The organism is Gordonia sp. YY1 (assembly GCF_009872315.1).
GTDB lineage: Bacteria > Actinomycetota > Actinomycetes > Mycobacteriales > Mycobacteriaceae > Gordonia > Gordonia amicalis.
On the sequence record NZ_WXYI01000043.1, the window covers coordinates 1 to 3,641 of the forward strand.

Annotated in this window: 7 protein-coding genes; all 7 read right to left on the minus strand. The window is 50.5% G+C overall.

Translation table 11 applies throughout. The features are described 5' to 3' along the window. Nucleotides 1-66: 66 nt before the first annotated feature. The 7 genes from BPODLACK_RS22955 to BPODLACK_RS22985 all read right to left on the minus strand — a co-directional run bounded on the left by BPODLACK_RS22955 (nucleotide 67) and on the right by BPODLACK_RS22985 (nucleotide 3,365). On the minus strand, nucleotides 67-675 hold the full coding sequence (locus BPODLACK_RS22955; RefSeq protein ID WP_201450646.1) for a hypothetical protein: 609 nt from the start codon (nucleotides 673-675) through the stop codon (nucleotides 67-69). 9 nt (nucleotides 676-684) lie between these two features. Next, nucleotides 685-1,209: a terminase small subunit gene (locus BPODLACK_RS22960; protein WP_159406314.1), complete on the minus strand. Its 525-nt coding sequence runs from the start codon at nucleotides 1,207-1,209 to the stop codon at nucleotides 685-687. A gap of 79 nt (nucleotides 1,210-1,288) precedes the next feature. Beyond that, a complete protein-coding gene (locus tag BPODLACK_RS22965; protein ID WP_159406315.1) occupies nucleotides 1,289-1,552 on the minus strand; it encodes a hypothetical protein in 264 nt (87 codons plus the stop codon). A gap of 502 nt (nucleotides 1,553-2,054) precedes the next feature. Continuing rightward, the gene (locus BPODLACK_RS22970) at nucleotides 2,055-2,288 is read right to left on the minus strand and encodes a hypothetical protein (protein ID WP_159406316.1); all 234 of its coding nucleotides are present in this window, start codon (nucleotides 2,286-2,288) and stop codon (nucleotides 2,055-2,057) included. Beyond that, the gene (locus tag BPODLACK_RS22975; protein ID WP_159406317.1) at nucleotides 2,276-2,512 is read right to left on the minus strand and encodes a hypothetical protein; all 237 of its coding nucleotides are present in this window, start codon (nucleotides 2,510-2,512) and stop codon (nucleotides 2,276-2,278) included. The genes BPODLACK_RS22970 and BPODLACK_RS22975 overlap by 13 nt, the downstream gene beginning before the upstream one ends. 68 nt (nucleotides 2,513-2,580) lie before the next feature. Continuing rightward, nucleotides 2,581-3,156 carry a dATP/dGTP pyrophosphohydrolase domain-containing protein gene (locus BPODLACK_RS22980; RefSeq protein WP_159406318.1) on the minus strand — a complete coding sequence of 192 codons (576 nt, stop codon included), beginning with the start codon at nucleotides 3,154-3,156 and terminating at the stop codon, nucleotides 2,581-2,583. Next, entirely contained in the window at nucleotides 3,156-3,365 is a 210-nt protein-coding gene (locus tag BPODLACK_RS22985) for a hypothetical protein (RefSeq protein WP_159406319.1), read from the minus strand. The genes BPODLACK_RS22980 and BPODLACK_RS22985 overlap by 1 nt, the downstream gene beginning before the upstream one ends. Nucleotides 3,366-3,641 lie beyond the last annotated feature (276 nt).

Below are 3,641 nucleotides of genomic sequence, written 5' to 3' on the forward strand. Positions count from 1 at the left end.
TTCTACGTCCACTAATCCACCTTCGCCACCGCTTTTACTCCCTGTCTCTACACTTTTTTTTTTTTTTCAAAGAAGACTACGCCACACGATATTTCTGCTGGTGTCGGGGGCCCGGAGATGTTTAAAAGAGAAAGCACCGAGGGGGAGGGGGCCGAAAAACCCCGGCCTAATGTCCCCGCCACGCTTACCGACGATTTGGCCGCCGGACGAACGGGAGACCATTTCCAGCCTTACGCGGTCGCTATCGTCCATCACCTGAAATTCATCGATCTGCTTGCGCCCGAACTTTGATGGCCATAGCTCCTGCCACTCGCCAGAAGAGAAAATCTTAATCACGCGATCCGAGTTGCCTTTTGACAGGGCGTCACCCTGCGAGATCTGAAGGTTTCTAACCTTACGGCACTTGAGATACGCATACGGCGCGAGGTGGATTGAAAACACCTCCGTCTTTGTGGAGCCTGGCGCAACGTTAACGATCGTGCTCTTGCGCTTCCCGGCGATAATTTCATCAACCGTGTGGCAAAAGTAGGAGTGATGCCAGTTCCACATTAGCTTTTCGCCCTGGATGATCTGGAACCAAATCTTCAGGAATAGCGAAAAGTTGCGCGTACTCAGCGCCTTAATTGCCAGCTTATCTGCTGGCGACAGGTCTTCCCAAATGATCATTTCGTTCATATCTGACCCTTACAGCTTATCAAGAATATTGGTCACTGCCTTCTCTAGCTTCTCTTCGGTGATCTCGTTCTTATCCCCGGCGATAGCGTCGATGTTCAGCACTGGCGGCTTATCGATCCCCATCTCTTTTCCGACGAAAGAAGCGTTAATCATGCCGACGGCAGCAAGCTGAAATTTCTGCTCATAGATCACGGAGTCGATGAACTCCATGACGGGAGCATAGTTGGGATCGTGACGGTAGCGCCCAAGCGTTGACTGGTTCACGCCGCAAAACAGGCTTAACCCTGTGAGCGTGAAAATGCGAGGCTTGTTCACTCCCCACTCGTTAACGTCGCCCTGAAACGTTGCCGTTTCCGCAGCCTTGATTGCGTTATCTTCGGCCCACTGGAAGTAACGCTTTGCGATATCAAAAAATTGTTCCGGCGTCATCTCTGCCGTGCGCCCCAGCACAACGCCGAATTCTTTTTCATACAGCGCTTTGAAGTTACCTGCAAAGTGCGATTTCGTTACGCGTTTTCTACGTTCTTCAGACATTTTGTACCCTCCTTCTATGTTGATTTGCGAGTATATCAGATTGCGGGCATAAAAAAACCCGCCTAAGCGGGTTCTTGTATCATATCAGTTTATTTCGCCGTTTCAGCGTCTTCTGGAGTTTTACGAATGGCTCGCAGTCAACATACGGAAGCGGCGAAAAAGCAATTCGTTTTGCGATACCATCCGGATCGCCAATTTTTTCCCAACGTCCAGTTTTCTTATTGTACATCATGGCAGCGAAAGTGCCTTCATGTACCCGCTTTGAAAGGCGCTCGACAAGATGAGCCGCGCCAACATGATAGCCTATGAACAGCATTAACAGTGCAATAAACAGAGTTAACATTGATTGACTTCACTTATGTAGTTGATGTTGATTTTATGCGTATCCAGATTGACTCCGGATTGCTTTTTTGCTTTCTCCACCGCGTCGGCGGTGTCGTTCGCCTCAATCGTCATGCTGAACTCTTGAATGCAGGACTTGCAAAAGCCGCCCATTTTCCTTGCTGTGAGTATGACCTTGTACTGCATCATAACCCCCCAATAAAAGCCCCAAAGCGGGGCGAGACTTGCGGATGTTTACCGCCTCTTGTGTCTACGCTTTTAACGATACCCGGTCAGCGTGAATGCGTCAATAGGCGATTGATTAGTTAGCTTACTTTTTGACCTTTATTCCGGCTCCCACTCCTCGTAGTAGAAGTCATCGACTCGCTTTCCTGCATAGTAAGCCGCCTCTATTTCACTCTCTGTGATATCGAATGATTTACCGTTTAGCTCGACAATTAGCTCCAGTTGCTCGCCCCAATTCTCAAGGCTAGAGTTCATTCTGGTTGATGATAAATCCGCCATTATTCGTATTCTCCATCTTTGCGACCGAACCGGCCTTCCAGGTAGCCAGCTATCCAGATAAACTGGCCGCGAGTAACCAGCGTGTTGATTTGCGCCCAATGTTTATCGATCATCTTCGCGGCTACCTGATCGTAGGTCTTCTTGTCCTTCTTGATGGCGTCTTTTGTTTCTGCGGCCATCTGCTTTGCTATGCGCTTCACGGCGTTATATTGCGCTTCATTCAGTCCGAACACTTGTCCTTCTCCCACTCTACCCTGGTTCCGCTAGCAATGAATACCTCTACACGCAGCGGACGATCCCATTTTTTGTAGCTGAAGATGACCCCTTTTCTGCTGCCCGTCTCCACCCGCGTTACTGCCAATGTCAGCGGCTTGATGGTGTCGTCCGAATCGCTCATACGGATACCAGTAATCGTTGCGCCAATCGGCATATCTTCGACTTTTGAGTATTCAGGCATAAATCGCACTCCTTAAATTTGCGCCAGCCAGAATGGCTTACAGGCGCTTTAAATGGCGTTCGATTTCGTTAATTTTTTACGTGGTGGCAAGGTTCGCCATCTTTGACCTCGCCCCACGCCCGGCGCTTGTTCCTCTCCAGCTTTTCCGCCACCGCTTCAGCCAGTTGCTCATCACTGAACCCGGCGCGTCGCGTTGCGTCCCACACCAGCATGAGGATATCGCCGAACTCGCTAATGTCATCCGGAGCTTCGGCGGCCTCGATCGCCTCTTTCGCAAGGTGTTTGAGCGGCCCGACTGGCCCGACGTTACCGAACTGGCGATCCGACCACTCCGCGTGCTGCGCCCGAATATTGGTGAACGGGTCAACCTTCACTTCCGGCTCCGCTCGCAGGCATTGAAAATCGCTCCACGTCTTCGGGTTGCTCTGCATTTCACGCAGGCTCGCTAACGCGCCGTTGATATCCATGCCTTCCGGCCAGTTAACCTTAAACGCTTCAGGCTTGCTGAAATATTCGACAAGATCGCCACCAAGAACGGTTTGCTGCATAATCGCCTGTTCTTTGGTGTCGCAGATGAGGCGGCGCGACTTGCGCCCCTCGTTGGTTCCAATGGTGTAGGTCAGTACCCAAATCTTGTTGCTCATTATTCTACAACCTCGCATTCTTCTTTGCTCACGCTGATATTGTCACCAGCCTGGATAAACTCGCTATTGCGCGGAGCGATCACACAGTAGGAGCCGTCATTGAAGTGGCCATCGACCTCAAGAACTTCGCCGATTTTGAGGCCGCATTCTTCCAGGGTAATTGAGCCGTCGCCGTTAAGAGTGTCGGTTTTGGTGATTTTGATTTTCATTGCTGTAACTCCGTTTCGTTTCGATGGGGTAACTATACCAGCTTACCCCTGATCGGTTTTAGCAATTCGTGCTATTTGGCAGGCCATCCATTTTGGCACCCAAACGCCATCTCACCACTTAAAATTGCGGGAAATGATCACGCTGCCAACGGCGGAAAGTGTAATCCAGGGCCAGCAAATCACAGGGTAAAGATCTTCTTTGTCGGTAGAATCAGCCGATTTCAGGAAGGCCCGCATGAGGAAACAGCCGCACGCATACAGTGCCAGAATAAGAAC